Genomic DNA, 26,109 nt, shown 5'->3' on the forward strand with positions numbered 1-26,109 from the left:
CCACCGCTGGAAACCCGGCAACGACGAAGGAGTACGACATGGACGAGAACACCCGCTACCAGGTGCTGCGCAACGACGAGGAGCAGTACTCCCTCTGGCCGGTCGACCTCGACGTGCCCGCCGGCTGGCAGCCCGTCGGCCAGGAGGGCACCGAGGCGGAGTGCACCGCCTACGTCGACGAGGTGTGGACCGACATGCGGCCGCGGAGCCTGCGCGAGCGCATGGAGAACGCCGGATCCTGACCGGCCGCAGCACGCCCGTCCCACGACAACCCCGAGGAGCTGACCGTGACCCCTTCGCTGCGCACCGAACACCTGGAGTTCATCCCCTACCGGGCCGAGGACGAGGACGCCTTCGTCTCCCTCCTCCGCGACGCTGACGTGTGCAGCTGGATGGGCCAGGACCTGGTGCCCGAGCCGCAGATCCGCGCGCTGTTCCGCGCGATCCTGACCGACGTGTACCCGCAGCAGCTCTTCGACGTGTGGGGCCTGTGGCTGGACGGGAGGTACGCGGGCCACGCCGAGGTGAAGAAGACCGGGAACGTCGACGGCCACGAGCTGGTCACCGCCCTCGCCCCGGAGTTCTGGGGCCGGGGCCTGGGCACCGAGGTGGTCCGCGGTCTGGTCCGTTACGCCGCCGATGAGTTGGGGCTCAAGGAGGTCTACGGCATGGTGGGTGCGGAGAACGCCCCGAGCCTGGCGATGTCCCGGCGGCTGGGCTTCCGGCACCTGCGCGACGTCGTCGGGGACGACGGCTCGGTGACGAAGGTGGTGGTGCTCTCGACGACCGGCCAGGCCTGACCGGGCCCGGCCGGGTACGACCGCGGCCCGCGGCGCGTCCGGTCGCGCCGCGGGCCGCTGACGTGCGTGCCCGCTCAGCGGGCCGGTACCGCTCCGCTCGGCGCTCCCGGCCCGCTCGGTGTTCCCGCCGCGCCGCGGCCCAGCAGCAGGGCGAGGTCGTCGGCCTGGCAGCGGATCTCCGGGATGGCGGTGGTCTCCAGCAGGTTGCCGCGCCGCAGCGACCCCAGCGTCCACAGCGGCGCCGGCGCCCGGCCGCCGGTGGGGAGGAGGCGGCCGTCGGCGGCGGTGTCGAAGCCGCCGCCGACGGGGGCGGGGGAGCCGAGGCCGGTGGTGAGCAGGTCGGTGATCAGCGGGTCGTCGACCCGGGTGAGTTCGGCTTCGGAGCCGGTGCAGTTCAGCACCGCCCCCACCCGCAGCGCGCGGCCGTCGTCCAGCCACACGTCGATGACCTCGGCCACCTCGCCGGGGCCGTCCGCGGTGGTCTTGGCGTCGGACACGGTGCCCCGGCCGATGCTGACCAGACCCGCGTCGACGGCGGCGCGCAGGGCCCTCGCGCTGACCGGCGGGATCCGGTGGCGGTGGGCCTCCCAGAGCCGGAGGTCCCGGGCCAGCAGCCGGGCCTGGTCGGCGGGCGGGAGCTGCTGCCACAGGGCGCTGGTGAGGGGGCGGAGGCTGTCGACCCCGGCCCGCCAGTCGCCGTGGACGCGGCGGCAGCGGGCGATCTGGCACAGCACCGCCCGGCGCAGCGCGGGCAGCCCCGCACGGGCGTCGAGCCGCGGGACGGCCGGTGCGTCCGGGGTGGTGAGCGGGGTGGCGGCGTGCGGTCGGGGGACCAGGCCGTTCCGGGACAGGGCGTGGACGACGCGTCCGGGGCGTTGCAGGCTGAGCGCCATGTCGACCATGGTCAGGCCGGTGCCGACGAGCAGGACGTCGCGGTCCTCGGGGACGGCCGCCAGGGCGCCGGGTGCCCAGGGGTCGGCCAGGAACCGCCCGGAGTCGCGCAGCCCCGGCGGTGCCCAGGTGTGGCCGGGTGCGAAGTTGCCCAGGGCCAGCACCGCCGCGTCGACGTCGAGCGGCGGCCCGTCGCGCAGCCACAGGCGCAGCGGCGGGGTGGTCGCCGACGGTCGGTGGGTGAGCCCGACGACGCGGTCGGGCACCCGGACCAGGTCGGGGGTGCCGGGGCGGTCGGCCGCCGCCGCCAGGCTCTCGGCGAGGTAGCGGCCGAAGAGGCGCCGGGGGACGAAGTCGTGCTCGCCGCCGCGGTCGCCGAGCCAGCGCACGAAGTGGCCGGGGTCGTCCCGGTGGGCGCTCATCTGGCCGGCCCGGACGTTCAGCAGGTGGTGCGGCGCGTCGGTGCCGAACGCCAGCCCCGGGCCCGCGGGCCCGGGGTCGATGAGCCGGATCCGGGCCGGTGCGGGTCTCCCGGCGGCCGCGTGGTGGAGCAGGCGCAGCGCCGTGAGGGTGCCGGCGGCGCCTGCGCCCACCACGGCGATCTCGTGCGGGGTGCTGCTCTGGTTCACGGCGGCCGCGTCGGACGCGGCGGGAGACGTCATGCGGCCAACATCGAGCCGATCGCGCCGCCGCGTCCAACGACGGTTCATAGGCCCCTCGCCAAGCAGGACTTATGGCCCGGTGGCTCGGTGTCGCGCCGTCCGGGGCGGGGGTGATGGTCACGTAGGGTCCGGAGTTCGACACGTTCCGTCCCATAAGGAGAGTTTGGGGGCGCTCCGCCGCTCGCCGTCCGGGCCTCTGGTTAGAGGGTGTCACGAAAGCTGTTGACCTCTCGCGCGAGTCTGCGTTATAACTTCTAACGAACGCGCAAGCCTCTATCGAGCGCGGGGTCATGACAGCCGCGTTCGCAGCTCGACGGGCAACGCCCGCCCACCAACTGACACCCGACCAAGGGGAACCCATGTCCGGCACCCGCAGCACCGGCGTCCGCGCCGCCCTGTTCGCCGTCCCGCTCGTCGTCAGCCTCCTCGGCGCCGCGGCGGCGCCCGCCGGGGCCGCCACCTCGCACCCCGCCACCTCCCTGACCTGCCACGGCCAGGGCGTCGACCCCCGGGCCCAGGTCCGCTACCGGGCCGAGACGGTGATCCACGCGCCGCTGCACACCATCTGGAAGCTGCAGACCGACGTGGAGCGCTGGCCGTCCTGGCAGGGCCCCGTCGCGAGCGCGGAGCGCCTCGACGACGGCCGCCTGCGCCCGGGCTCGGCGTTCCGGTGGACGACCCCGCTCCCGCCCAACCCCGCGACCACCGCCACCAGCCTGGAGATCGTCTCGACCGTCCAGCAGCTCAAGCGGGAGTCCTGCCTCCGCTGGACCGGCCCCGCCGTCGCCGAGGGGCTGCACATCGACGGCGTCCACGTGTGGAACTTCACCCGGGTCAGGGGCGGCGTCCGGGTGAGCACCGAGGAGACCCACACCGGCCCCCAGGTCGACGCGGACGTCCCCGCCGCCACCGCGATCCTGCGCCAGGGCCTCGACGGGTGGCTGCACGACCTGAAGACCACCGCCGAGGCCGACGCCGAACAGGGCTGACAGGGCCTAGTCGGACAGGGCTTCGAGGGCGGCCCGGGCGGCGTTGTGGCCGGGGATGCCGCTGACTCCGCCGCCGCGGACGGCGCCCGCGCCGCACAGCAGGACGTTCGGGCGGGCCGTCGCCACGCCCCAGCGGGCGGCGGGGCCGTCCACCGGCCCGGTCGTGAACGGGAAGGAGAGGTCCCGGTGGAAGATGTGGCCGCCGGGCAGGCCGATCTCCCGTTCCAGATCGAGCGGGGTTTTGGCCTCCACGCAGGGCCGGCCGGTGGCGTCCGGCGCGAGGCAGTCGGCGATCGGTTCGGCCAGCACCTCGTCCAGTTGGGCCAGACTGGCCGCCAGGGCGCGCTCCTTGGCGGCCGGGTCGGTGAACAGCCGGGCGGGCATGTGCAGGCCGAACAGGGTCAGCGTCTGGAGGCCCTGGCGGACGGCTTCGGGGCCCAGGATGGTGGGGTCGGTGAGGGTGTGGCAGTAGATCTCCGACGGGGGCGCGGAGGGCATCTCGCCGGCCGCCGCCTCGGCGTAGGCGGTCTCCAACTGCCGGTAGCCCTCGGCGATGTGGAAGGTGCCCGCGAAGGCCTCCCGGGGGTCCGCGCCGGTGTCCCGGAGCCGCGGCAGCCGGCGCAGCACCAGGTTGACCTTCAGCTGGGCGCCCTCGGGCGCGGGCCCGGGCTCCTCGCCGAGGAGGCGGGCCAGGGTGGCCGGGGCGGCGTTGACCAGCACCCGGCGGCCCGCCGCGGTGGCCTCGCCGCCTTGGTGGCGGTACGTCACCTCGGCGTCGCCGTGGCCGTCGGTGGCGATGGCGGTGACCTCGCACCCGGTGCGGATCTCGGCGCCGGCGGCCAGGGCCGCCCCGGCCAGCGCGTCCGTCACCGCGCCCATGCCGCCGACCGGGACGTCCCAGTCGCCCGTCCCGTTGCCGATCACGTGGTAGAGGAAGCAGCGGTTCTGCCGGAGCGAGGGGTCGTGGGCGTGGGTGAAGGTGCCGATCAGCGCGTCCGTCAGGGCGATCCCGCGAACCAGGTCGTCGCTGAAGGTCCGTTCGATCGTCTCGCCGAGCGGCCGTTCGAACAGGGTGGTCCAGGCGTCGTCGTCGGCGATCCGCCGGCGCAGTTCGGCACGTTCGGGCAGCGGCTCGGTGAGGGTCGGGAAGACCCGTCGGGCGACCTGCCCGGTCATGCCGTAGAAGCGCTGCCAGGCCTCCCACTCCCGGTCGGTTCCGGTGAGCGCCCGGAACGCCTCCGCGGTCCGGCCGGGGTCGGCGGCGTCCACCAGCAGGCCGGTGGGCTTCCCGTCCCGGACGGTCGGCGTGTACGAGGCGATCCGGCGGCGCCGCAGGTCGAGCCGCAGGCCCAGTTCCTGGACGATCTTCCGCGGCAGCAGGCTGACCAGGTAGGAGTAGCGCGACAGCCGGGCGTCCACGCCCGGGAACGCCCGGGCGGAGACGGCGGCCCCGCCGACCCTGGGCAGCCGTTCCAGCAGCAGGACCCGGCGTCCGGCCCGGGCGAGGTAGGCGGCGGCCACCAGCCCGTTGTGGCCGCCGCCGACGATCACGGCGTCGTACCGGGCGGGGGTGGACGGGTTCGCGTTCACCCTCGCCACGCTACGGGACGGAGCCGGGCCGGGAAATGCCCCGGACACGACGGCCCCGGAACGCCGCAGGGCCCCCTCGCAGCGGTTCGCGAGGGGGCCCTGCGGTGTCCGGCCGGTCAGCGGCCGCCGTGGATCAGTTCGACGGAGAAGCCGTGGTCGGTGGCGACGGTGGGCGTTTTGACCTGAGTGACCCCGGTCGCGGCGTCGTAGTACCAGCCCGAGGCGGCCGAGTCGAGCGCCGCCGCGGAGTCCAGCCGGGGCAGCGGTCCGCCCTGCGTGACGACCAGACGCGGGGCGGGCTTGCCGTGCACGGTGAAGCGGTACCCCCGCTCGGCCGGCTTTCCGGTGTAACTCCCCACGCTGGCACCGACCTTGACGACGGTGACCGGCCCGTGGGCGCGGACGTCCACCCGCTGGGTGGCCGAGGCGCCGGCGGCGAAGCCGCGGGTGACGCCGTCGTCCTCGTACAGGGTGTAGGAGGAGTCGCCCTGCGGGTAGAGGTCGTAGTCGAGCCGGGTGCGGTCCCGGTTCTCCCAGGACAGCGTGCCCTCGGGCCACATCGGCACGATCGAGCCGCCCTTGACGAACAGCGGCAGGGTGTCCAGCGGCGCGGAGTAGCCGTTGATCGTGGTGGGGCCCTGGTAGGTGCGCCCGGTCCAGTAGTCGGTCCAGGTGCCCTTGGGCAGGTAGATGCCGTCGCGCACCGAGGTGTCCGAGTAGACCGGCGCGACGAGGAAGTCCGGCCCGGCCAGGAACTCGTACTCGGCGTTCGGGCCGAGGGCCGCCGGGTCGTCCGGGTACTCCAGGGCGAGCGGACGCACCGCGCCGACGCCCGTCCTGGTGGCCTCCGCCGACAGCGTGTACATGTACGGCAGCAGCCGCTCCTTCAGCTGGAGGTACTTGCGGTTGATCGAGGTGTAGGGCTCGCCGTCCAGCCAGGGCTGCTGGTCGCGCTGCTCCTTGCCGGCCATGTCCCTGGCCCAGCCGTCCATGGTCATGATGGCCGGGAGGAAGGACTTCCACTGGAGGTCGCGGGTGTACATCTTCGGGTCGCGGCGGTAGATGGAGCCGACGTCGCCGGTGTTGTAGGCGATGCCGGACATGGTGGCGCCGGCGTAGGTGGGGATCTGCCAGCGGATGTAGTCCCAGGACAGGCTCTGGTCGCCGCTCCACAGGACGCCGCAGCGCTGGGCGCCGGCCCAGGAGACGGGCAGCCAGACGAAGCCGCGGGCGTTGCTGCCGTCCTCGATGCCGGCCTTGGCCTGGTCGCAGGCGTTCAGCGCGAAGTCGTAGCCGTTGCCGACCCAGGCGACGTCGAGCTTGCGCACCAGCGCGCCGGCCTTGACCTCGGCGGCCTGGTCGGGCAGGCCGTTCTGGGTCCAGAGCCCGAGCTGGGCGTGGTCCTTGCGCAGGCCCTCGCCGGTCTGGGCGAGGTTCTCGTAGCCGCAGCCGTAGCCGTCGTTGACGAGCATCCAGCCGAGCGGCATCTGGTTCTGCACGTAGCCGTCGGCGACCTTGAGCGCGTCGGTGGTGTGGCGTTCGCCGCGGTTGGCGTTGTGCAGGTAGCAGTCGGAGTCGCCGGGCTCCAGACCGTAGACGGGCGGCATGAAGGGCTTGCCGACCAGGGTGGTGTACTTGCCGATCACCGACTTGACGTCACCGGTGAAGTAGTAGGCGTCCAGGCGCCGTTCCTGCTGTCCGGTGCGCACGGGCGAGCCGAAGTCGTAGGTGCCCGGCGCGAAGGTGTTGCGGAAGACGCCGTAGCCGGCGGTGGAGATGTAGAACGGCTGCGAGTTGTTGTAGCCGCCCTCGTTCCAGTTGGTGCTGTTGGCGACGTGGACGGTCTTGTCCCGGTGGGAGAAGGAGCCGTTCTGCTCGCCGCCGCCGAAGAACTGCTCGTCGGCGCCGCGGACCAGGCTCTGCCGCAGCCCGCTGGTGGACCAGCGCAGCGGGGCGTCCTCCTGCCAGACGGCGGTGCGGTTGTCGGCCTTGTACAGGCCGAACCTCAGGGGGTGCTTGTAGACCCGCAGCACCTGGTCCTTGGAGCGGATGCCGTAGTAGTCGCCGGCGTCGAACGACGAGGTGTTGCGCTGGAGTTCGGGCTGCTTGCGGATGATCGTGCTGCCGGCCGGGTCGGTGAGCACGCCGTCCGGGGCGGCGCGCAGCCGCAGCTGGTCGTCGGCGAGGAAGTCGACCTTGGCCTTGAGGGTGCCGGCGGCGATGTCGTAGCTGCCCTGGCCGCCGGAGAAGGAGGTGAGGTTTCCCGCGTCGGCGGTCTGCGGCAGGTAGGCGCGGCCGGTGAAGGAGCCGCCGTGCACGTCGTAGGGGACGACCAGGACGTGGTAGGTGCCCGAGGCCTTCGGGATGACGGTCGCCTCGGGGTTGGCGGTGCCCGCGCTCTCGGCGACCTCCTTGCCGTTGGCGTCGTAGATGTAGAGGTCGAAGTCGTCGGTGGGGTTCTGCCACTGGATCGAGAGCGGGACGCCGCCCTCGGGGTTGTCGTCCCAGTAGCCGGCGGGCGCGTCGACGGTCAGGTCGAAGCGGCCGCAGACCGTGCCGTCCGGGTCCTGGGCGGCGGACGGGCAGGAGGAGGCGCCGCCGAGGGTGCCCTTGGCGTACGTGGGGCTCTGCCAGGTGGTGCTCTGGTGGCTGCCGTCGAGGACGGCGGAGCCGGGGGTGGCGGCGCGGGCCGGCAGGGTGGGCCCGGCCACGGCGGCGATGCTGGTGAGGGCCACGGTGAGGGCGGCCCGGCGGAGGCGAGGTCGTACCAAGCGCACGGTGTGTTCTCCCGTCGGATGAGCAAGAGATGTTCACTTACTGCGCGAAGCTGCTTGAACATGGGGGAATACAAGCAACATTCACAGTTGTGGCCGGTCCATGTCAATGGCAGGGTCGCCGTTCCCGACGCCCCGGACGGCCGGGGCTACTTGACCGATCCGGCGGTCAGCCCGGAGACCACGTGGCGCTCGATGACGGCGAACAGCACCACGACCGGCACGATCGCGACGACCGATCCGGCGAACAGGTAGTTCCACTCCACGGTGTAGTTGCCGATGAAGCCGTTGATGCCGACGGTCAGCGGCTGGCTCTCCGGGGCCGTCGACAGGGTCAGGCCCATCACGAACTCGTTCCAGGCCGAGATGAAGGTGAAGATCACCGCGGTGACCACGCCCGGCATGGCCAGCGGCAGCACCACCCGGCGCAGCGCCCCGAGCCGGCCGAGGCCGTCGAGCAGCGCGGCCTCCTCCAACTCGACCGGGATCGAGCCGATGTAGGCGGTGAGGATCCAGACGGCGAAGGCCAGGTTGAAGGCGGCGTTGCAGAGGATCAGCGTCCAGACCGAGTTGAGCATGTCCAGCTGGTAGAACTCGCGGTAGAGGCCCACCAGCAGCGAGGTCGGCTGGAACATCTGGGTGACCAGGACGAGCAGCAGGAAGAGCTTGCGGCCCCGGTACCTGAACCGCGCGGTGCAGTAGGCGGCGGGCAGCGCGACCAGCAGCGCCAGCACGGTGGAGCCGCCGGCGACCAGCAGGGTGACCTTGAGGTTGGCGCCGAGCGTCGACTCGCGCCAGACGTCGACGAAGTTGGACCAGGCGGGGTGGTGCGGCAGGTAGCCCGCGTCGCGCAGCTCGTCGGCGGGGCGCAGCGCCGTGACGGCCATCTCCAGGTACGGGAGCAGGAAGACCGCCGCCAGCAGCCAGGCGGCCGCCGCCATGACCAGGGTGCGCGGCCGGATCCGGCGCGTGGGCGGGCGGGCCGTCAACGCTCCTCCCCGTTCCAGCGGCCGACCTTGAGGAAGACGAGCACCATGAGCACCACCAGGGCGAAGTTGACCACCGACATGGCGGCGGACTCGCCGATGTCGGTGTTCTTCAGCTGGTACATGAACACCGTGCTGGTGGCCGTGGCGCTGCCGGGGCCGCCCTGGGTCATGCCCCAGATGACGGGGAAGGAGTTGAAGACGTTGATCAGGTTGATCACGAGGCCGACCAGGAAGGCCGGGCGCAGCAGCGGCAGGGTGATCCTCCGGTAGGCCTGCCACGGGGAGGCGCCGTCCACCCGGGCCGCCTCGTACAGCTCGCCGGGGACGGTCTGCAGGCCGGCGAGCAGGGTGTAGGTGGTGAACGGCAGCGAGACGAAGACGGCGACGAGGACCATCCAGGGCCAGGCGGTCGAAGGGTCGCCGAGCCAGTCCCGGGGGCCGTCGACCAGGCCGAGGTCGGTCAGCGCGGTGTTGAGCACGCCGGCCGTCCGGTCGAGCATCCACCGGAAGCCGATGGCGGTCATCAGGACGGACGCCGCCCAGGGGGCGATCAGGGCCCAGCGGGCGAACCTGCGCCCGGGGAACCGCTGGTTGAACAGCTGGGCCAGGCCGAGCGAGAGCGCCATCGTCAGGCCGACGACGGCCACCGTCCAGACCACCGTCGAGAGCAGCACCCGGCCGAGGTCGGCCTCGCCGAAGAGCTTGCGGTACTTGTCCAGCCCGGCGGAGCCGCGGACGAACCCGCTGGTGCTGATGCGCAGGAACGAGGTGCGGACCATCTCGTAGACGGGCCACAGGACGACGGCCAGGATCAGCAGGACGGCCGGGGCGATCCACGGCAGCGGTCCGAGCCGGCCGGGGCCGGAGCCCGTCCGGGCGGGCCGGCCGGGCCCGGGGGCTCGGGGGGTGGGGGAGTCGAGGGACACGGCGGTGCCTTTCGGACGGGGCGCGGGCCGGGGCGGGCGTGCCCTACTTGTTCGCGACGGCGTCCCGGGCCTTCTTCTGCAGGTCGCCGAGCACCTTGGCCGGGTCCCCGGTGACGGCGGTGCCGATGCTCTTCTTGAGCTCGGCCGAGACCGCGTCCCAGGTGGTGTTGCCGAGCGGGTAGAAGACGGCGTTCGGCAGGAGGGCGAAGAACGGTTCGAGGTCCTTGTGCTTGCCGCTGGCGGTCATCTCGCGCAGGGTGCTCTGGGTGACCGGCATCAGGTTGTAGGTCTCGTCGAAGGCGAGCGTGTTGTCCTTGGAGTACGCGAAGTCGAGGAACTTCCTGATCTGGTCGCGGTGGCCGTTCTTCTTGAAGGCCATCGTCCAGTCCGCGACGCCGAGGGTGGAGGCGAGCGGGCCGGTCCTGCCGGGGATGGGCGCGACGCCGTAGTCGACCTTGCCGTCCTTGGCCATCTGGATCAGCGAGGGGTGGCCGTCGGCCATGGCGGCCTTGCCCGCGGCGAAGTCGGCGAAGGCGGTCTTGCGGTCGGTGGTGGCCGGGTTGGCGTAGGTCAGGCCGGGGTCGACGAGGTTGGTCTTGAGCCAGCGGAAGGTGTCGACGTCGGCCTGGCTGTCGATGGCGTACGTGCCGTCCTCGGCGGTGGGGCCGCCGCCGTTGCCGAGCTCCCAGATCATGCTCTCGCCCTGGGCCTCCTCCGGGCCGAGCGGCAGCGCGTACGGGGTGACCCCGGACGCCTTGGCCTTGATCAGTTCGGCGTCCTTGCGCACCTCGTCCCAGGTGGCGGGCGGCTGGGTGATGCCGGCCTGCTGGAAGACGGCCTTGTTGTAGAAGAGGGCGCGGGCGGAGGAGACGAACGGGATGCCGTACTGCACACCGTCGACCCGGCCGGCCTGGGCGAAGCTCGGGATCAGGTCGGCCCGGGTGCCGGCGGACAGGACGTCCTCGGCCTTGTAGAGGAGGTCGTCGGCGACCTTGTCGGCGTAGCCCCCGGTCTGCAGGACGTCGGGGACGTTGCCGCTCTGGATCATCGTCTTGACCTGCTTGTCGATGTCGTTCCAGTTCATCACCTGGACGTCGACCTTGATGCCGGGGTTGGCCGCGGTGAACGCGGTGGCGACGCCGTTCCAGTAGGCCTTGGAGCTGTTGGACTCCTTCTCGCCGTAGTCGGCGGCGACGAGTTTGAGTGTCACGGCGCCGTTCGGGGAGGACCCGCCGCCACTGCTGCCGCCGCACGCCGTGAGGGCGAGCGCGCCGACGGCACAGGCCGCCCAGAGGGTCCGTACACGTGTGTTCACCGCAGTTACCGCCTTCGTACGCCGCTTGATCCTAGTTGCTTGAAGAGCGCTGGTTCTGAGCAGATTCGAAAGAGCGTGGCGTCGGGCAGTATTCACGAGGCGGACCGGCGGGGTCGAGGTGTCGCCCGGATGTCGTTATCGGACCGTTGCATGACAACTGGCGGGGCGACAGCGAGCCCGGCCGGTCCTCCCCGGCCGGGCACCCCGCGTGAACAGGTCAGACGCGCGCGACCCGGACCCCGCAGGCGGCGATCGCCTTCTCCTGGGCCGGGGTGGCCTCGTCGTCGGTGACGAGGTCGTGCACCTCGGCGAGCGGGCAGATCTTGGCGAAGGTCACCCGGCCGATCTTGGTGCTGTCCGCCAGGACCACCGACCGCGCGCTGGCGTGCAGGAACGCGCGGTCGGTCTGGGCCTCCATCTCGTCGTGCGTCGTGCAGCCGTCCTGCGCGGTCAGGCCGTCCACCCCGATGAACGCGAGGTCCAGGTGGTACTGGGCGAGCATCCGGTCGGCGGCCGGCCCCACCAGCTCGTAACTCGTGGTCCGGGCCAGGCCGCCGACCACCACCAGGCGGACCTCCGGCCGGACGATGAGGTCCGCCGCGATGTTGACCGCGTTGGTCACGATGGTGATCCCGCCGCGCTCGGCCAGCACCCGGGCCAGCTCGCTCGTCGTCGTGCCGCCGGTCAGGCCCACCACGGCGCCGTCCGGCACCAGCCGGTCGGCCGCCAGCGCGATCCGCCGCTTCTCCGCCTGCCGCGTCCCGTGCTTGTGGCGCAGCGGCAGTTCGAGGTTGACGGCACCGGTGACCGCCCCGCCACGGGTGCGGTGCAGCAGGCCCTGGTCGTGCAGTTCCTGGAGGTCCCGGCGGACGGTGGCCGGTGACACCTGGAGGAGACCGGCCAGCTCGTGCACATCGGCGCTGCCCGCCTCGGTGATGTGGGCGAGGATCCGGGCGGTACGGTCGGCTTTGAGCATGGCCGCAGTCTAGGGCGTGTCCGTTGGATCACACCGGGCCCGTGTGGCGGCGGCCTGTGCGCAGAACCGAACACCGGGAGGGCCGGAGCCGGCCGGGGCAGCCCGGAGCGGGGGCGTCACCGGGTGGCGAAGACCCAGCGGTCGGCGGCGAAGGCGTCGTGGGGTTCGGGCCGGGGGCCGCGGCCGTAGTGGCGGGTGAAGTCGAACGGGGTGTGGACGGTGGTGGACCAGCCGCGCGCGGTGAGATCGGCGGTGGTGTCGGGGCGGGGCCCGGCGTCGAACAGGGCGGGCAGGTCGACGCCGAGCCGCTCGCGGGCGGCCGTGTAGACGGGGTTGTCGCGGACCGCCGCGGACACCGGTCCGAGCCTGGCCTCGTACGCCAAGGTGCTTCCGGCGGCGCCGAGTCGGTCGACGGCGGCCGCGAGCCGCTGTTCGGCGGCGGCGGGCAGGTAGGGCAGCAGGCCCTCGGCGAGCCAGGCGGTCGGCTCGGCGGACTGGAAGCCGGCCGCGGTGAGGGCGTCGGCCCAGTCGCCGCGCAGGTCGGCGGCCACCGGTACGCGGCGCGCCGCCGACCGGGCGCCGGCCCGGTCGAGGACGCGCTGCTTGAACGCGAGGACCTCGGGCCGGTCGACCTCGAAGACGGCGAGGTCGGCGGGCCAGTCGAGCCGGAAGGCCCGGGTGTCCAGGCCGGCGCCGAGCAGGACCACCTGGCGGACGCCCAGGTGGGCGGACCACAGCAACTGGTCGTCCAGCGCCCTGGTCCGCAGGGCGAAGTAGCGGCCGAGCCGCCCCCAGAGCGGATCGGCCTCGCCGCCCGGGACGTCCCGGGGGTGGACCGGCCAGTGTGCGGAGGCCCGGGCGGCGCGCACGAAGTGCTCGGCGTGGGCGTCCCGGGCGAGGGCGTCGGGGCGGTGGGTCTCGATCGCGCGGGCGGCGGCGACCATCAGGGCGGTCGGTCCGACGCCCTCGTCGACGCCGGCACGGGGGCGGGCGGCGGTGGCCATGGTCCCTCCTGGTGTTCGGACTTCGGGAAGCCGCGGCCAGGTCCTGTCCGGCGCGATCGGCCGGACAGGACCTGGCCGGCGGACCGGTCGTGGGTGGTGGCGCGGGCGCCGTGGGCCCGGTGCGTGAAGCGCGGGACGGCGTCGCCGGGCGGGTGCGGGGCGGCGACGCCGTCGCTCAGCCGATCCGGGCAGGTGCGCCCCGGGGGAGATCAGGCGGCCGGTCGGCCCACCAGCAGGTCGCCGGGGATGCCGGCCTTGTCCGGGGCGTAGTAGTCGCGGATCCCGGCGGCCCAGACGGCCACCGTGATGCGGTCCTCGGGGGTGGGGCCGAAGGCGTCGAAGAGGGCGTGGATGTTGGCGTGCTCGAAGCCGATCGCGGTCATCAGCGCCACGAACAGCGGGCGCTCGATCAGGCCGTCGCCGTCCGGGTCGCCGAGCGCGGCCAGGGCGTCGGCGAACTCGCCGGCGGTGGGGCCGAAGCGCTCGGGAGAGAGGACGAAGCCGCCGAACTCCTCGCGGCTGATCACGCCGTCGCCGTTGGTGTCCAACTCGCTGACCAGGGTGGTCCAGTAGCGCCGGAAGGCGGCGCGGATCGCGGCCTTCGCGGCGTCGTCCGAATCGGCGGCGGCCGCGACCACGCGGGCCGTCATCAGGTTGAAGTCGTCGACCTCGACGATGCCGTTGCGGTTGGCGTCGAACAGGGAGAAGACGAGGTCGATCCGCCGGGTGGCCTCGGTGGGCATGTGTCGCTACCTCTTTCCGTGGGTTCACGCGTGTCCGCGGGTCCACGCGTTCCGGTGGGACCGGATGGTGTGCGTCCGATCGGTCTCCCCACTATCGGCCACCCGGGTCGGGGCGGATGAGTCATGATCGAGTTCTTCACCTGATGGAGTGAACTATCATCGTTCGAAAGCCAGTTGGCGCACAAACGGACCCGCTCGGGCCGCCGGGGCGGCCGGCCGCCAGTCGGCGGGGCCGGTGGGCGGGAGGTGCCGGGGCAGGCCGGGCGTCCAGCGCCTGGTCCCGTCGGGCAGGACGGCGAGGGCCTCGACGCCGGGCCGCCGGGCGGCCCGGGCGAGCGCGCGGTCGGGGCCCATCGCGAAGGCGGCGGTGGGCCGGGCGCACGGCGGCACGGTGGACGCGGCGAGCCGGCCGGGGCGCACCGTGTTCACGGTCCGGCTGCCGCTCTGGCCTGGAGCGTGGGTGTGGTGGTGCGGAAGCGGTCGCGGTACTCGGTCGGGGTGGTGTCGAGTCGGCGGCGGAAGGCCCGGACCAGGGTGTCGGTGGTGCCGAACCCGCAGTCGGTGGCGACGCGTTCGAGCGTGGCGTCGGTGGATTCGAGCTGGTGGCGGGCGAGCTCGACCCGGGCCGACTCGATGTAGGCGCTGGGCGTGGTGCCCAGTTCGGCCTTGAAGATCCGGGTCAACTGCCGTTCGCTGACGTGGGCGTGGGCGGCGAGATCGGGGACGGTGAGCCGGCCGGTGAGGTTGCGCAGGACGTGGTGGCGCAGCTCCTCGACCCGCCGGGTGGTGGAGACGGGTTCCAGCGGGACACTGAACTGGCTCTGGCCGCTGGGGCGTTTGAGGTACATCACGAGCTGGCGGGCGACCCTCAGCGCGAGCTCCTCGCCGAAGTCCTCGGCGACCAGGGCGAGGGAGAGGTCGAGGCAGGCGCTGATGCCCGCGCCGGTCCAGACGTCGCCCTCGCGGATGAAGATCGGGTCGGCGTCCACCTCGATCTCCGGGTACTCGGCGGCCAGTTGCGCGGCGGTCGACCAGTGGGTGGTGGCGCGCTTGCCGTCGAGGAGCCCGGCGGCGGCGAGCAGGTGCGCGCCGACGCAGACCGAGGCGATGCGGCGTGAGCGCCCGGCGAGGGTGCGCACCCGGTCGACCACGGCCGGGTCGGTGCGCGGGTGGACCCGGTGCGGGCCGTCCACCTCGACGGCGCCGGGCACCAGCAGGGTGTCGATGGCGCTCGCGGCGGCCTCGTCGAAGGTGAGGTCGGGCAGGATCCGCACGCCGGCGGCGGTGGTGACCGGGTCCGTGGTCGCGGCGGCGAGGACGACGCGGTAGCCGGTCGCGTCGCCGGTCTCCCGCCGGACGAGGGAGAACACCTCGGGCGGTCCGGTGACGTCGAGCAGGTCGACGCCCTCGAACAGGACGATGACGATCAGTCGTTGTTCGGCGCCCACGGCCCCACCTGCGCTCTCTTCGTGCTCTCTCGATGTCGGAATCTGCAGGTTAGATGGCATTGCCGACATCCGGTGGCCGATCGTAGCGTTCCGGGGGTGGGCCGCCGCGGCCGTCGCAGTCGCCGCCCGCCCTTACCCGTGTACCGAACCGAAGGTGGTCCCCCCATGCCCACGACGACCCTGCGCGCCCTGAACGACCTCGACGAGACGCCCGCCACGCTCGCCGCGTCCGCGCTGATCCTGATCGACTACCAGAACACCTACGTGCGCGGCGTGATGGAGCTGGAGGGCTGGCGGGAGGCGCTGGACGCGGCCGCGGCCCTGCTCGCCCGGGCGCGTGCGGCGGGTGCCACGGTCATCCACGTGATCAACGACGGTGGCGCGGGCACCCCGTACGACGTCCGTGCCGAGATCGGGCGGATCCACCCCGCCGTGGCGCCGGTCGAGGGCGAGGCCGTGGTCGTCAAGCAGGCCCCGGACGCCTTCGTCGGCACCGGCCTGGGCGCCCTGCTCGACGAGGCCGGCCACCAGGACGTGGTGGTCGCGGGCTTCATGACCCACATGTGTGTGGCCTTCACCGCCGCGGGTGCCTTCCTGCGCGGCAACCGGCCGACCGTCGTCGCCGACGCCTGCGCGACCCGCCCGCTCGCCTCGGCGGGTACCCGGGTGACCGCCGCCCAGCTGCACCGCAGCGCCCTGGCGACCATCGGCGACCTGTACGGCGTGGTCGTGGAGTCCCAGGCCGCGCTGAGCTGAACCGTTCCCGCCGGGGCCCGGCCCGCCGGCCGGGCCCCGACAGCGGCGGTGTCAGGCCAGCGGGCGGCAGAGCAGCGCGTCCGGGACGCCGGCGTGCAGCCAGCGCCAGGTGAAGGCGATCCCCGCGACGTACTCGTTCGAGGCGCACTGCCCCTTGTAGGCCCCGGGCGCCCAGTCGCTGGCCGCGGAGTCGGCGCCGGTGGTGACCGGGGGCCGGTTGTCGCCGTGGTCGAACCAGAGCACCCGGCCGGTCGCGGCGGGCGGCGCGGCCGCGGCCGGGGCGCAGAGCAGGGCGGCCATCGCGTCGGCGTGGACGCTGTAGCCGACCGCGAACCGGCCGTCCGGGCACTGGAGCTTGTCGTAGCCGGGCGCCCAGTCGCCGCCGGTGACGTAGCGCTCGTCCGTGACGGTCGTCCAGGCGTCCGGCCCGGTGGCGGGCTGCCCGGCGTCGGTGCACAGGCCGCGGCCGTCACCGCGGCCGAGGCCGATCAGACGCTGGCCGTCCGGGCAGTTCCCCTTGCGGTTGCCGCTGCTCCAGTCGGGCAGGGCCAGCATCCGCCGGGAGGCGTTCTGGTCGGCGTGGTCGAGGTCGAGCAGGTTCCAGCGGGCGGCGGCCGGCACCCGGCCGGTGTACCCGGGGGCGGCGACCAGCCGGTTCCAGTACGCGGCGCGCCAGTCGCCCGGGTCCTCGACGCTCAGCCGCCGGCCCGCCCGGTCGTAGTGGAGCAGTGCCCAACTGTCCTGCGGTACACCGTCGTTGTGCCACCCGACCAGCGGCCAGACGGCGAAGTCGGTGTCGTGCTCGGCCAGGATCGCGGTGAAGCGGTCGAACCAGTCCTGCTCCTTGGCGTCGGTCGGGCCCCGCCCGCCCGCGCCGAACTCGCTGATCCAGACCGGGGCGGTGAAGTGCTGCCCGGAGCGAGTGACGAAGAGCGCCTCCTCGTCGACCACGGCGGCGAGTTGACTTGGCGTCAGATCCTGGTAGCGGGGATCGCCGGTGGCGCCCGGACCGCTGCCCGCGCCGGTGTTGGCCGAGCCGGTGTACCCGTAGAAGTGCGCCGAGTACACCAGTTTGCCCGAGTCGATCAGGGTGTGGGAGAGCGTGGCCACCGGCTTGAGCATCGGACGGCCGTGCGGCAGGCCCGCCAGCGGGACGCCCTGCCAGTTGATGCCCTCCATGATGATCAGCAGGTCGGGGGCGGCCCGGAGGATCCGGTTGCCCGCCTCCTCGAAGGCGGCGTACGCGTCGTGGGCGTCGCCCAGGCCCCAGTTGGGGTCGTCCCAGGTGTCGCGGCGGACCTCGTTGCGCAGGTCGGCGCCGACCACGCGCTTGTCGGCCCGGTACCGGTTCACCATGAACAGCCAGTCCTGCTCCCACGTCTCGGTGGACTGGCCGCTGTTCCACCGCTCGTTGCCGTCCAGGCCGCAGCAGAACCGGTACCCGGTGGTGTGGTTGTTGAGGATCACCGCGAACCCGTCGGCGGTGAGCGCCGCCACCACCGCGTCGTACACCTCCAGCGGGGTGCGGCCGCGAAGCCCGGGGTTGGCGGCGACGGCGGCGTCCGGGACGGCGGCGGTGTCCCGGATCATCGCGTCCGCGAACGGCAGGCGGACGCTGTTCAGCCCGAGGCTGTGGAAGCCCGCCAAGATCTCGGGCAGCGGCGCCCGGTCGAGTCCGAGCGGCAGGTTGTACGAGACCTGGCCGGCCTGGTTGTTCGCCGGATCGGTGGTCGAGCCGCTGCCCTGCCAGGTGCCCTGCGCGCCGGACCAGTTGCCGGACTTCAGCTTGAACCGGTCGCCCGACGCGTCGACGACGTACCGCCCCCGGGTGCTGAGCGGCCCCGCCCAGGAGGCCGCCAACTGCGCGCCGCTGAGCGGCACCGGGGCGGCGGTGTCGGTGGCGGCGGCCGGAGAGGTGGCCCCCGCAGGGGTGGTCGCAGGAGTGGCCACCGCCACAACGAGCAACGCGGACAAAGCCGTTGCTGCGGACAGTACGCGGAGCGCGAGTCTTCTCATGAGGGTCCCCGGCGGTGAGGGTGGGCGGGTGTCCGTACACGGTCACCCGGGATCCTGGCACAGCCGCGCCCCGCCCGGCAGTCCTCCGGTCCACCCCGTCCGCCCTCTGGACGAATACCTCTCACTGAGAGCTAAAATCGGAGGTATGAGTGCGACACCGGAAACGCTCGCCCCCGCACCGGCCGCCGACCCCCTGGCGACCCCCGATCCCGACGTGGCCGACGAACTCTCCGCCCTGCTGGTCGGCATCCAGCGCCTGGTCCGCCGCCGGCTGCGGCAGGGACTCACCGAACCGAGACTGCGCGGAGCGCAGATCGAACTGCTCCGCCTGGTGATGGACACCCCCGGGCTGCGGGTGTCCGACGCGGCCGAGGAGCTGTGCCTCGCCGGCAACTCGGTCTCCACCCTGGTCAACCAGCTGGTCGCGCTGCGGCTGCTGCGCCGGGAGGTGGACCCGGCCGACCGCCGGGCCGCCCTGCTGTACGCCACCGACGAGGCCGTCGAGCGCCTCGCGGTCTGGCGGGCCCGGCGCGCCGCGCTGGTGGGGGAGGTGGTGGCCGGCCTGCCCGCCGACTCCCGGGCGGCCCTGGCCGCCGCGGTGCCCGCGCTGCGCGAGGTGGCGACGGGCCTGCGCACCCGACCCGGTGAGCCGGGGGAGGAGGAGCGATGACGTTCCCGGAGAACGGCGGCGACGAGGCGGTGGCCTGCCGCGGTCTGGAGTACACCTTCCACCACGGGCGCGGGAAGGATGCCGGCACCAAGGCCGTCGACGGTGTCGACCTGACGGTGCGCACCGGCGAGGTGTTCGGCCTGCTCGGCCCCAACGGCGCGGGCAAGACCACCACGATCCGGGCGATCACCACCCTGCTGCCGGTCCGCGCCGGCATGGTGCGGGTCTTCGGCCACGACCCCGCCCGGCAGCGGATGAACGTCCGCCGGCTGCTCGGCTACGTGCCGCAGCAGCTCTCCGCGGACGGCGGGCTGACCGGTCGGGAGAACGTCGCGCTGTTCGCCCGCGTGTTCGACGTGTCGCACGGCGAGCGCCGCGAGCGGGTCGCCCAGGCGCTGGCCGCCGTCGGCCTCGCCGACGCGGCCGACCGGATGGCCGGCACCTACTCCGGCGGCATGGTCCGCCGGCTGGAGCTCGCCCAGGCCCTGGTCAGCGCCCCGCGCCTGCTGGTGATGGACGAGCCGACCATCGGCCTGGACCCGATCGCCCGAACCGGCGTCTGGGAGTGCGTCGAGGCGGTCCGCCAGGCCACCGGGATGACGGTGCTGGTCACCACCCACTACATGGACGAGGCCGACCGCTACTGCGACCGGATCGCCCTGATGGACCGCGGCCGGATCCGCGCGCTCGGCACCACCGAGGAGCTGAAGACCGTGGTCCGCGCCCAGGACCCGCAGCTCACCGACCCCAGTCTGGACGACGTGTTCCGCCACTTCGCGGGCCGCGAGCTGGCCCCCGGCGAGGCCCCGGAAGGAGAGTTCAGCGATGTCCGCCGTACCCGCCGCACCGCCTCCCGCGTCGGCTGAGCCCCCGGGCCCCGCCGCCGCCGCCACTGCCACTGCCTCTGCCACCGCGACCGCCGCCCGCCCCGACCTCGGCCTGCTGCTGGTCCCCCCGCGCGCCCGCACCGGCTGGCGGCTGGTGCCCGCCCGGACGCTGGCGATGTGCACCGTCGAGCTGCAGAAGCTGCGCCACGACCGCACCGAGCTCTACACCCGGGCGGTGCAGCCCGCGCTGTGGCTGCTGATCTTCGGGGAGACCTTCACCCGGCTGAAGGCCATCCCCACCGGCGGCATCCCCTACCTGGACTTCCTGGCCCCCGGGATCATCGCCCAGTCCGCCATGTTCATCGCGATCTTCTACGGCATCATGATCATCTGGGAGCGGGACTCCGGGGTGCTCACCAAACTTCTGGTCACCCCCACCCCGCGCGCCGCGCTGGTGACCGGCAAGGCCTTCGCCGCCGGGGTGAAGGCGGTGATCCAGGCCGTCGTCGTGGTGGTGATCGCCGCTCTGCTCGGAGTCGCGATGACCTGGAACCCGCTGCGGCTGCTCGGGGTCGTGGTCGCCGTGCTGCTCGGCTCGGCGTTCTTCTCCTGCCTCTCGATGACCATCGCCGGCATCGTGCTCACCCGTGACCGACTGATGGGCATCGGCCAGGCGATCACCATGCCGCTCTTCTTCGGCTCCAACGCCCTCTACCCGGTGGACCTGATGCCGGGCTGGCTCCAGGTGGTCAGCCGGGCCAACCCGCTCAGCTACCAGGTCGATGCCCTGCGCGGCCTGCTGATCGGCACCCGCGCCCACCTCCCGCTCGACTTCGCTGTCCTGACCCTGGCCACCGTGCTCGGTATCACCGCGGCCTCCGCCCTCCTCGGCCGTCTGGCCCGCTGACGCCCGCGCCGCCGCGTGCGACCGCCGGCCCGCGCGGGATCAGCCGCGCGGCTGGCGGGGCAGGGCGAGGGTGAGGGCCTCGGGGGAGGCGGGCGGAAGGGCGAGGGCGGAGACGGTCTCGGCGGGGAGCGGGCGCAGACCGAGCAGGGCGGTGGCCAGGCGGGTGGTGGCCCGGTGCCAGTCGGGGATGCGCTGGAGCATGGCGTGGCCGCTGCCGGTGACGGTGTAGCCGCAGACGCGGGCGCCGGCGGCCCGGCTCCGGGCGGCGAAGGCCCGGGTCTCGGCGGGCGGGGTGACCTTGTCGCGGTCGCCGTGCAGCAGCAGGACGTCCCGTCCGGCCAGTTGCTCGCACGGATCCTCGGCCGGGCACCAGGGGGCGAGGGCGACCAGGCCGGTGACGGCCGGGTGACCGCCGGCCCGCAGGGCCGCGCGCCCGCCCATCGAGTGCCCGATCAGGACGGTCGGCACCTCGCCCAGCTCCCGGGCCAGCTCGTCGAGGGCGGCGAGGGCGTCCAGCGCGGCGTCGGCGCGCTGCCCGTTCCAGCCCCGGTGGCGGTAGCGGACGGTGCCGACGGCCACGTCGGCGCCGGCGGTGTCCTTGGCGAGGGAACGCAGGAAGCCGTGCATCCGCAGCAGCGGCAGGTTGACCGGACCGGGCCGGGAGAGGTTGTGCTCCTCGCCGCCGTGCAGCACCAGGACGGCGGCGCGCGGCGCCTCGGGCCGTACCCGCCAGCGCAGTGCCGGGTGCCCGGCCGTGCTGCCGGTCGTCGCGCCGCCGTCCACCATGTCGCTGCTCACACCCGCACCGTCCCGTCCCGTCCCGCCCCCGTTCCCTGCCCTTGAACATCACTTTACGCGGGGCGTCTACGGGCCCGTTTCACCCGGGGGGAGCAGCCCGGGGACCAGGGGCGCGCGGGCCGGGCGGGGTGCTGCTATCCACGAAGGGGGGGCCGCACGCGCCGCTCGTGGCGCCGTGTCACCGAGTGGAGGACTCCGTGGCTCAGCAGCTCGCACTCTCCGTGGACTTCGGATCGGGTTTCACCGACGCCTGGTCCAAGATCGCGAAATTCATCCCGCAGTTCATCGCCTTCCTGGCGATCCTGGTCATCGGCTGGATCGTGGCGAAGGCGATCGCCAAGGTCCTGGACCGCGTGCTGCGCAAGGTCGGCTCGGAGCGGGTCGCCGAGCGGGCCGGGATGGCCCGCCACCTGAGCGGGTCGAACTACGACATGACCGGCATCATCTGCAAGATCGTCTACTACGCGATCCTGCTGATGGTGCTGCAACTGGCGTTCGGCGTCTTCGGCCCGAACCCGATCAGCGTGATGATCCACAGCATCGTCGCCTGGCTGCCCAGGGGCATCGTGGCGGTCGCGATCGTGGTGGTCGCGATGGCCATCGCCAACGGCGTCCGCGACATCGTGCGCAACGCGCTCGCCGGCGCCTCGTACGGCCGGACGGTCGCCACGATCGCCTGGGCGTTCATCGTCGCGCTGGGCGTGATCGCGGCGCTCGGTCAGGCCGGGATCGCCACCGCGATCACCGGACCGGTGCTGATCGCGGTGCTCGCCACGATCGCCGGTGTGCTGGTGGTGGGCGTCGGTGGCGGCCTGATCCTGCCGATGCGCCAGCGCTGGGAGCGCTGGCTGGGCCACGCCGAGCAGGAGAGCGCCAAACTGCGCGGCAGCGCCTACCAGGCGGGCCGGGCGGACGTGCTGGCCAACCAGCCGACCCGGCCGACCACCCAGGCCGCTCCGGGCACCACCCCGCCGCCGCCCGGCATCGACCCGGGCCGCCCGGGCGACCAGCCGAGCTAGGGCGGGCGTGTCCTGGGTCGTGGCGACCCGCAGCGGGTTCAGGCCCGCAGCAGGCCCTGCTCGCGCACCAGCCAGCAGATCGCGGTCAGCCGGTGCACCGCGTAGTCGTACCCCACCGGCTCCCGCCAGCCGATCTCGGTGAGCGCGTCCAGGAAGCCGAGCGCGTAGTCCGACAGTTCCTCACGGTCCAGGGGCCGGGGCGCCAGCTCCGGCCCCTGCGCGTACAGCAGTTCGCGCAGCATCGCGACGTGCTGGTCGACCATCGCGACGAAGCCGGGCTCGAAGGCGAACTCGGACAGCCGTGGCGTGAACGCGGCGACGATGCCGGGCAGCGGGCAGCCGGCCGGCTCGTCGGGGAAGCGCCGGAAGGACTCGTCGGGGGTGGCGAACATCCGTCCACGGTAGGCGAGCGGGTCGGCCGGACCGGCGGCTCGTGACGGTTCCGTGCTGAGACCTTGGCCACCTTCGGGAGCTTCGGCGGCTTGGCCGGTTCTCCGCGCGGATCCGCGGGTGGTCTGCACCAGAATGGTCCGCATGGATCTCCGCATCTTCACCGAACCGCAGCAGGGCGCGAGCTACGACACCCTCCTGGCGGTCGCCCGGGCCGCCGAGGACCTGGGCGCCTTCAGCGCCTTCTTCCGCTCCGACCACTACCTGAAGATGGGCGACGTCGACGGCCTGCCCGGGCCGACCGACGCCTGGATCACCCTGGCCGGCCTCGCCCGCGACACCCGCACCATCCGCCTCGGCACCCTGATGACCGCCGCCACCTTCCGCCTGCCCGGCGTCACCGCGATCCAGGTCGCCCAGGTGGACGCGATGAGCGGCGGCCGGGTCGAGTTCGGCCTCGGCGCCGGCTGGTACGAGGCCGAGCACGCCGCCTACGGCATCCCCTTCCCGAAGGAGAAGTTCGGGCGGCTGGAGGAGCAGCTGGCGATCATCACCGGCCTGTGGAACACCAAGCTCGGCGACACCTTCGACTTCGCCGGCGAGTACTACACGCTGACCGACTCGCCGGCGCTGCCCAAGCCGGCCCAGGACCGGATCCCGGTGCTGGTCGGCGGGCTCGGCCCGAAGCGGACCCCGGCGCTGGCCGCCCGCTTCGCCGACGAGTTCAACCTGCCGTTCGCCTCGGTGGAGGACAGCGCCGCGCAGTTCGGCCGGGTCAAGGCCGCCGTCGAGAAGGCCGGGCGATCGGTCGGCGACCTGGTGTACTCCAACGCCCTGGTGGCCTGCGTCGGCCGCGACGACGCCGAGGTGGCCCGCCGGGCGGCCGTGATCGGCCGGGATGTGGACGAGCTGAAGGCCAACGGCCTGGCCGGCACCCCGGACGAGGTCGCCGAGAAGATCGGCCGGTACGCGGCCGTCGGCAGCGAGCGGGTCTACCTGCAGATCCTGGACCTGGACGACCTCGACCACCTGGAGCTCATCGCCTCCCGGGTCGCCCCCCAGCTCGGCTGACCCGCCCGCACGGCACGCCCTGATCCGGCACCGGCCGGCCGGGCCCGGCGACCACCGCTCTTTACTCGCTCTTGGGAATGCGTAATGCTCCGAGGGAGGGAACGGCGCGGGGAGGACCGGTGACCAGGACGAGAACGGCGGAGGCGGCGGCACCCCGGGTGCCGCCGCCCCCTGGCCAGGGCCCCGCCGCCGCCCCGCAGGCCTTACGGGTGCAGCCCGGCCTGCACGACCTGCGGGCCGGCCCCGCCCCGGTGGCGCTGCACTACCCCGCCGGCGACCTGCTGGTCGTCTCCGGGCTGCCCGGCAGCGGCAAGAGCACCCTGATGCGCCGCTGCGTGCGCGCCCCGCTGGTCGACTCCCAACTGGTCCGCGAGGAGTACGCGGCCAGACTGCCCGGCCGCCTCCCGTACGCCCTCTACCGCCCGCTGGCGCGGATCGCGCACTACCGGCGGCTGCGGCGCGCGGTGCTGGCCGGCGGGCCGCTCGCCGTCCACGACTGCGGCTCGCTGTCCTGGGTGCGGCTCTGGCTGACCCGCACCGCCGCCCGGCAGGGCCGCCGGGTGCACCTGCTGCTGCTGGACGCCGAACCGGCCGAGGCGCGGGAGGGCCAGCAGAGCCGGGGGCAGAGCGTCTCCCGCTACGCCTTCCTCCGGCACCGGGCCGCCGTCGACAGGCTGCGGCGCCGGCTCACCGGGGCCGGACGGGCGCCGGAGGGCTGTGCGTCGGCCGTGGTACTCGACCGGGCCGCCGCGCGCGCCCTGCGGGAGATCGTCTTCGCCGCGTCGTAGTCTCGGCGGGTCCGCGCCGAGCCGGGCGGGCCCGGGGCGCGGCCGACACTCCGCCAACTCCCTTGTCAGGAGCGCAGATGCGCCGTACTGCCCGGGTGCGCTCGCGTGCCCCCCGTCTGTTCCCCTGGGCTGCCGCGCTGGTCGCGGCCGCCGGTCTCAGCCAGCTCGCCGCCCCGGCCCCGCACTCCGCCGCCGCGACCCCGCGCTCTGTCGCCGCGGCCGCCGTGACCGCGGCCTGTGCGGGCTCCGACTCCGACTCCGACGCCGCCGCCCGCAAGCCGGCCGGCAGCCAGGCCGGGCGGGACCCGAACGCCGTCACCGCCGCCGAGGCCCGGGCGATGCAGGCGGATCTCGACGACCGGCTCGCCCGGCTCTCCTCCGCCCAGGCCCGGATCGGCGCCCCGACGACGGTGCCGGTCTTCGTCCACGTGATCCACGCCGGTGACACCGGCCGGCTCGACGGGGGCGTCGTCGTCGCCCAGATCGACCACCTCAACGCGACCTACGGCGGCCAGGGCGACGGCAACACCCCCAGCCAGTTCCACTTCGAGCTGGCCGGCACCGACTACACCGACAACGCCTCCTGGTACGACGGCATCACCCCCGGCTCCGGGGCCGAGGCGGCGATGAAGAACGCGCTGCGCAAGGGTGACGCCGGCACCCTCAACCTCTACACCGCCAAGCTCGGCCAGTCCCTGCTCGGCTGGTCGACCTTCCCGAGTGCCTACCGCTCGAACCCCGCCGACGACGGCGTGGTCGTCCTCGACGCCTCCCTGCCGGGCGGCGCCGCCGCCCACTACAACGAGGGCAGCAGCGCCACCCACGAGATCGGCCACTGGCTCGGCCTCTTCCACACCTTCCAGGGCGGCTGCCTGCCCCCGGGCGACTACGTGGACGACACCCCGCCCGAGCGCACCCCGGCCTACGGCTGCCCCGAGGGCCGCCACACCTGCACCGGGCCCGGCCTGGACCCGATCCACAACTTCATGGACTACAGCTACGACTCCTGCATGAGCCAGTTCACCCCCGGCCAGGTCCAGCGGATGGCCGACTCCTGGGCCGCCTACCGGAGTTGACCCGTCAGGGCCCGTTCGACGCCCCGGGCGCCCTCGCAGAACCACAGAACCACAGAACCGCAGATCGGTAGGGCCTGTTGCCATCGATCTGAATGCAAAACGCCGATCACGGCGTGGCAAATGCCGACCACGAGCCCGATCTGATCTATGTTCGGAGTGTCGGGACCGAGCAGGAACTGAGCGCCAAGGAGAAACGCCATGAGTGCCAACCCCCGGATCGTCGTCGGCGTGGACGGCTCGCCCGCCTCGGAGCAGGCGCTGCGCTGGGCGGTCGACTACGCACGGGCCGTCGGCGGGACCATCACCGCGATCGCCGCCTGGGAGTACCCGGCGTTCTACGGCTGGGCCGCGCCGAACGTGCCGTCCGCCGAGGTCTTCAACCCCGAGGAACTGGCCGGCAAGACCCTCTCCGACACCGTCGTCAGGGTCGTCGGCGACGACCCGGGCGTGCGGATCAGCGAGAGCGTGATGCCCGGCAGCGCCGCCCAGGCCCTGCTGGAGGCCGCCAAGGGCGCCGCGCTGCTCGTCGTCGGCAGCCGCGGCCTCGGCGGCTTCTCCGGCGTGCTGCTCGGCTCCGTCAGCCGCCACCTCACCGAGCACGCGCCCTGCCCGGTCGTCGTCGTCCGGGAGGGCCAGGTGGCCGAGGCCGAGTAGCGCACCGCCCCGCCGGGCCGCCGCGCGGTG

Annotated in this window: 26 protein-coding genes; 12 read left to right on the forward strand and 14 right to left on the reverse strand. The window is 73.5% G+C overall.

Annotated features, from left to right (window positions below):
• Positions 1 to 38: 38 nt before the first annotated feature.
• The gene (locus ACIQVZ_RS31085; protein ID WP_063350451.1) at positions 39 to 242 is read left to right on the forward strand and encodes an MbtH family NRPS accessory protein; all 204 of its coding nucleotides are present in this window, start codon (positions 39 to 41) and stop codon (positions 240 to 242) included.
• A gap of 45 nt (positions 243 to 287) precedes the next feature.
• Complete coding sequence (locus tag ACIQVZ_RS31090; RefSeq protein WP_350883866.1) at positions 288 to 800, forward strand: GNAT family N-acetyltransferase; 513 nt, start codon at positions 288 to 290, stop codon at positions 798 to 800.
• Positions 801 to 874: 74 nt separating this feature from the next.
• Here ACIQVZ_RS31090 and ACIQVZ_RS31095 read toward each other — a convergent pair whose 3' ends face one another.
• Positions 875 to 2,353 carry an FAD/NAD(P)-binding protein gene (locus tag ACIQVZ_RS31095; protein WP_402454490.1) on the reverse strand — a complete coding sequence of 493 codons (1,479 nt, stop codon included), beginning with the start codon at positions 2,351 to 2,353 and terminating at the stop codon, positions 875 to 877.
• 359 nt (positions 2,354 to 2,712) lie between these two features.
• Between ACIQVZ_RS31095 and ACIQVZ_RS31100 the strand changes: the two genes are divergently transcribed.
• Positions 2,713 to 3,342 carry an SRPBCC family protein gene (locus ACIQVZ_RS31100; protein ID WP_402454491.1) on the forward strand — a complete coding sequence of 210 codons (630 nt, stop codon included), beginning with the start codon at positions 2,713 to 2,715 and terminating at the stop codon, positions 3,340 to 3,342.
• 6 nt (positions 3,343 to 3,348) lie between these two features.
• Here ACIQVZ_RS31100 and ACIQVZ_RS31105 read toward each other — a convergent pair whose 3' ends face one another.
• From ACIQVZ_RS31105 to ACIQVZ_RS31150, 10 genes are all read right to left on the reverse strand, one after another.
• On the reverse strand, positions 3,349 to 4,932 hold the full coding sequence (locus ACIQVZ_RS31105) for a phytoene desaturase family protein (RefSeq protein WP_402454494.1): 1,584 nt from the start codon (positions 4,930 to 4,932) through the stop codon (positions 3,349 to 3,351).
• A 116-nt stretch (positions 4,933 to 5,048) separates the two neighbouring features.
• Positions 5,049 to 7,703 carry a TIM-barrel domain-containing protein gene (locus ACIQVZ_RS31110; RefSeq protein WP_402454496.1) on the reverse strand — a complete coding sequence of 885 codons (2,655 nt, stop codon included), beginning with the start codon at positions 7,701 to 7,703 and terminating at the stop codon, positions 5,049 to 5,051.
• Positions 7,704 to 7,855: 152 nt separating this feature from the next.
• Positions 7,856 to 8,647: a carbohydrate ABC transporter permease gene (locus ACIQVZ_RS31115; RefSeq protein WP_063351631.1), complete on the reverse strand. Its 792-nt coding sequence runs from the start codon at positions 8,645 to 8,647 to the stop codon at positions 7,856 to 7,858.
• Between the two features lie 44 nt (positions 8,648 to 8,691).
• Entirely contained in the window at positions 8,692 to 9,621 is a 930-nt protein-coding gene (locus ACIQVZ_RS31120; protein ID WP_350883856.1) for a sugar ABC transporter permease, read from the reverse strand.
• Positions 9,622 to 9,664: 43 nt separating this feature from the next.
• Positions 9,665 to 10,936 (reverse strand): extracellular solute-binding protein, encoded by a 1,272-nt coding sequence (locus ACIQVZ_RS31125; RefSeq protein ID WP_402454498.1) that lies wholly within the window; start codon positions 10,934 to 10,936, stop codon positions 9,665 to 9,667.
• Between the two features lie 217 nt (positions 10,937 to 11,153).
• On the reverse strand, positions 11,154 to 11,912 hold the full coding sequence (locus tag ACIQVZ_RS31130) for a DeoR/GlpR family DNA-binding transcription regulator (protein ID WP_350883852.1): 759 nt from the start codon (positions 11,910 to 11,912) through the stop codon (positions 11,154 to 11,156).
• A 116-nt stretch (positions 11,913 to 12,028) separates the two neighbouring features.
• On the reverse strand, positions 12,029 to 12,916 hold the full coding sequence (locus tag ACIQVZ_RS31135; protein ID WP_402454499.1) for an SAM-dependent methyltransferase: 888 nt from the start codon (positions 12,914 to 12,916) through the stop codon (positions 12,029 to 12,031).
• A 209-nt stretch (positions 12,917 to 13,125) separates the two neighbouring features.
• The gene (locus ACIQVZ_RS31140) at positions 13,126 to 13,659 is read right to left on the reverse strand and encodes an EF-hand domain-containing protein (RefSeq protein ID WP_402454501.1); all 534 of its coding nucleotides are present in this window, start codon (positions 13,657 to 13,659) and stop codon (positions 13,126 to 13,128) included.
• 156 nt (positions 13,660 to 13,815) lie between these two features.
• Positions 13,816 to 14,088, reverse strand: a complete 273-nt coding sequence (locus tag ACIQVZ_RS31145) for a hypothetical protein (RefSeq protein WP_402454502.1) — start codon at positions 14,086 to 14,088, stop codon at positions 13,816 to 13,818.
• Positions 14,085 to 15,107, reverse strand: coding sequence for a DJ-1/PfpI family protein (locus ACIQVZ_RS31150; protein WP_350883844.1), 1,023 nt, complete (start codon positions 15,105 to 15,107; stop codon positions 14,085 to 14,087). The genes ACIQVZ_RS31145 and ACIQVZ_RS31150 overlap by 4 nt, the downstream gene beginning before the upstream one ends.
• Before the next feature lie 165 nt (positions 15,108 to 15,272).
• Here ACIQVZ_RS31150 and ACIQVZ_RS31155 point away from each other — a divergent pair, with 165 nt between their 5' ends.
• Positions 15,273 to 15,863, forward strand: a complete 591-nt coding sequence (locus ACIQVZ_RS31155) for an isochorismatase family protein (RefSeq protein WP_402454505.1) — start codon at positions 15,273 to 15,275, stop codon at positions 15,861 to 15,863.
• A 51-nt stretch (positions 15,864 to 15,914) separates the two neighbouring features.
• On the opposite strand, the gene ACIQVZ_RS31160 is transcribed toward ACIQVZ_RS31155, so the two are convergent.
• Positions 15,915 to 17,879 (reverse strand): glycoside hydrolase family 5 protein, encoded by a 1,965-nt coding sequence (locus ACIQVZ_RS31160; protein WP_402454506.1) that lies wholly within the window; start codon positions 17,877 to 17,879, stop codon positions 15,915 to 15,917.
• Between the two features lie 145 nt (positions 17,880 to 18,024).
• On the opposite strand from ACIQVZ_RS31160, the gene ACIQVZ_RS31165 reads away from it, so the two are divergent.
• The 3 genes from ACIQVZ_RS31165 to ACIQVZ_RS31175 are packed head-to-tail and all read left to right on the forward strand — an operon-like array spanning position 18,025 to position 20,283.
• Positions 18,025 to 18,549, forward strand: coding sequence for a MarR family winged helix-turn-helix transcriptional regulator (locus tag ACIQVZ_RS31165; protein ID WP_402454509.1), 525 nt, complete (start codon positions 18,025 to 18,027; stop codon positions 18,547 to 18,549).
• A complete protein-coding gene (locus ACIQVZ_RS31170) occupies positions 18,546 to 19,415 on the forward strand; it encodes an ABC transporter ATP-binding protein (protein WP_402454511.1) in 870 nt (289 codons plus the stop codon). Before ACIQVZ_RS31165 ends, ACIQVZ_RS31170 begins: the two co-directional genes overlap by 4 nt.
• Complete coding sequence (locus ACIQVZ_RS31175) at positions 19,375 to 20,283, forward strand: ABC transporter permease (protein WP_402454513.1); 909 nt, start codon at positions 19,375 to 19,377, stop codon at positions 20,281 to 20,283. Before ACIQVZ_RS31170 ends, ACIQVZ_RS31175 begins: the two co-directional genes overlap by 41 nt.
• A 39-nt stretch (positions 20,284 to 20,322) precedes the next feature.
• On the opposite strand, the gene ACIQVZ_RS31180 is transcribed toward ACIQVZ_RS31175, so the two are convergent.
• Positions 20,323 to 21,081, reverse strand: a complete 759-nt coding sequence (locus tag ACIQVZ_RS31180; RefSeq protein ID WP_402454516.1) for an alpha/beta hydrolase — start codon at positions 21,079 to 21,081, stop codon at positions 20,323 to 20,325.
• A 197-nt stretch (positions 21,082 to 21,278) separates the two neighbouring features.
• Between ACIQVZ_RS31180 and ACIQVZ_RS31185 the strand changes: the two genes are divergently transcribed.
• Positions 21,279 to 22,100: a mechanosensitive ion channel family protein gene (locus ACIQVZ_RS31185; protein ID WP_350883828.1), complete on the forward strand. Its 822-nt coding sequence runs from the start codon at positions 21,279 to 21,281 to the stop codon at positions 22,098 to 22,100.
• 38 nt (positions 22,101 to 22,138) lie between these two features.
• Here the strand turns inward: ACIQVZ_RS31185 and ACIQVZ_RS31190 are convergent, their stop codons facing one another.
• Positions 22,139 to 22,492: a DUF6401 family natural product biosynthesis protein gene (locus ACIQVZ_RS31190; protein ID WP_402454521.1), complete on the reverse strand. Its 354-nt coding sequence runs from the start codon at positions 22,490 to 22,492 to the stop codon at positions 22,139 to 22,141.
• A 142-nt stretch (positions 22,493 to 22,634) separates the two neighbouring features.
• Here ACIQVZ_RS31190 and ACIQVZ_RS31195 point away from each other — a divergent pair, with 142 nt between their 5' ends.
• The 4 genes from ACIQVZ_RS31195 to ACIQVZ_RS31210 all read left to right on the forward strand — a co-directional run bounded on the left by ACIQVZ_RS31195 (position 22,635) and on the right by ACIQVZ_RS31210 (position 26,079).
• Positions 22,635 to 23,561: an LLM class F420-dependent oxidoreductase gene (locus ACIQVZ_RS31195; protein WP_402454524.1), complete on the forward strand. Its 927-nt coding sequence runs from the start codon at positions 22,635 to 22,637 to the stop codon at positions 23,559 to 23,561.
• Positions 23,562 to 23,680: 119 nt separating this feature from the next.
• On the forward strand, positions 23,681 to 24,349 hold the full coding sequence (locus ACIQVZ_RS31200; protein ID WP_402454526.1) for an AAA family ATPase: 669 nt from the start codon (positions 23,681 to 23,683) through the stop codon (positions 24,347 to 24,349).
• A 77-nt stretch (positions 24,350 to 24,426) separates the two neighbouring features.
• On the forward strand, positions 24,427 to 25,425 hold the full coding sequence (locus ACIQVZ_RS31205; protein ID WP_402454528.1) for a zinc metalloprotease: 999 nt from the start codon (positions 24,427 to 24,429) through the stop codon (positions 25,423 to 25,425).
• Positions 25,426 to 25,623: 198 nt separating this feature from the next.
• Entirely contained in the window at positions 25,624 to 26,079 is a 456-nt protein-coding gene (locus ACIQVZ_RS31210) for a universal stress protein (RefSeq protein ID WP_350883818.1), read from the forward strand.
• The last annotated feature ends 30 nt before the right edge of the window (positions 26,080 to 26,109 follow it).

It is taken from the genome of Kitasatospora sp. NPDC098663 (genome assembly GCF_044760075.1).
Taxonomy (GTDB): domain Bacteria; phylum Actinomycetota; class Actinomycetes; order Streptomycetales; family Streptomycetaceae; genus Kitasatospora.